The sequence below is a fragment of the Leptospira fainei serovar Hurstbridge str. BUT 6 genome, from assembly GCF_000306235.2.
Taxonomy (GTDB): Bacteria; Spirochaetota; Leptospiria; order Leptospirales; family Leptospiraceae; genus Leptospira_B; species Leptospira_B fainei.
On record NZ_AKWZ02000013.1, the window covers coordinates 1 to 1192 of the forward strand.

The 1192-nt window shown below is 42.2% G+C and carries 3 protein-coding genes; 2 read left to right on the forward strand and 1 reads right to left on the reverse strand.

Going from position 1 to position 1192, the window contains the following annotated elements; genetic code table 11:
* The first annotated feature begins 316 nt into the window (after positions 1-316).
* Both LEP1GSC058_RS19740 and LEP1GSC058_RS19745 read left to right on the forward strand, forming a co-directional pair.
* Positions 317-502: a type II toxin-antitoxin system HicA family toxin gene (locus tag LEP1GSC058_RS19740; RefSeq protein ID WP_039948921.1), complete on the forward strand. Its 186-nt coding sequence runs from the start codon at positions 317-319 to the stop codon at positions 500-502.
* Between the two features lie 5 nt (positions 503-507).
* Positions 508-933 (forward strand): type II toxin-antitoxin system HicB family antitoxin, encoded by a 426-nt coding sequence (locus LEP1GSC058_RS19745; RefSeq protein WP_039948922.1) that lies wholly within the window; start codon positions 508-510, stop codon positions 931-933.
* Between the two features lie 49 nt (positions 934-982).
* Here the strand turns inward: LEP1GSC058_RS19745 and LEP1GSC058_RS20565 are convergent.
* The coding region (locus LEP1GSC058_RS20565) for a hypothetical protein (RefSeq protein ID WP_039948923.1) at positions 983-1192 on the reverse strand (210 nt) is incomplete at its 5' end.

Here is a 1192-nt window from a genome sequence, read left to right on the forward strand (position 1 = left end):
AAAGAGATTTGAATTGCAACGAGTTTGGGTCGGACGTCGCCTAACTTTCGGCTTGTCGCTGCGCTTCGGGTTGCTGAGCACCCTCGCTTGGCCTTCGGCACATTCCGCTTTGTCACTCGTCTTGCAAGGCAAGCCTCGTTCCAAGTCCTTGCGGACTCGCGAAACGTCGCCAAGCCTCGGCCGTTATCCGAAAATTGAGCCTCAAACTTTATTCAGTTCTGGAGTCGGCCGTCCATGGCCGACTTTAATGAGTTTTTTATGTTCTTTGCCATAGGTAAATATTGACAATGCCAATTATAATTGGCATACTGGATTTATGCCACTAAGCGGCAAAGAAATGCTAAAGCTCTACCAGAAGGAAGGTTGGGAAATACTTAGGCAAAAAGGTAGCCATGTAATGGTTGGTAAAGGAATTGATCGAGAGACAATTCCGATACATAAGGAACTAAAGAAAGGTCTTGAAACAGCTTTACTAAAGCATTTGCGAGAAAGTCAGAGGTAAAATCAATGCACTATCATTTTCGTATTCATACAGATAAAACAGGCTATTGGGCAGAATGTATAGAACTAAAAGGATGCATGACTCAAGCTGATTCTAAGAAAGAATTAGAATCAAATATTCATGAGGCATTAAATCTTTATTTGAATGATAATGAAGATTCCAAGTCTATATTTCCTCTACCAAAGAAGAAAGTATCTGGAAGAAACATAGTATTAGCAGCGGTGGATCCTAAAATAGCTTTTTCTCAAATCTTACGAATGACTCGATTAAAGCGAGGTTTAAGTCAGAAACAAGCGGCTTCACTTATTGGTATGAAAAACTTATATAGTTATCAACGTCTTGAATCACCAAAGAGTGCTAATCCCGCGCTTTCTACAATTGCAAGGATCAAGCAAGTATTTCCTGAATTAGCATTAGATCAAGTAGTATAGCTTTTGAATAGAAACCGCCATCCATGGCTTCAAGCTAATCATTTGAGGCTCAACTTCGGATAACTAAAAATTGTCGCGGCGCTTCGGGATCGCTTCGCGACCTTGCTTGGGCTTCGCCAAATTCCGCTTTGTCACTCGTCTTGCAGGGCAAGTCTCGCGCCAAGTCCTTCGGACTCGCGGAACTTCGACAATTATCTTTCGTTAGGCGGACATCCGACGGGTTTAGTTTTTCGACTTCGGCTTTGATATTTTCGTGTTC

Excerpts from the sequence above, each read along its gene's own strand:
- LEP1GSC058_RS19745 (WP_039948922.1), top strand. The coding sequence starts at position 508 with ATGCACTATCATTTTCGTATTCATACAGATAAAACAGGCTATTGGGCA.
- LEP1GSC058_RS19740 (WP_039948921.1), top strand. The coding sequence starts at position 317 with ATGCCACTAAGCGGCAAAGAAATGCTAAAGCTCTACCAGAAGGAAGGT.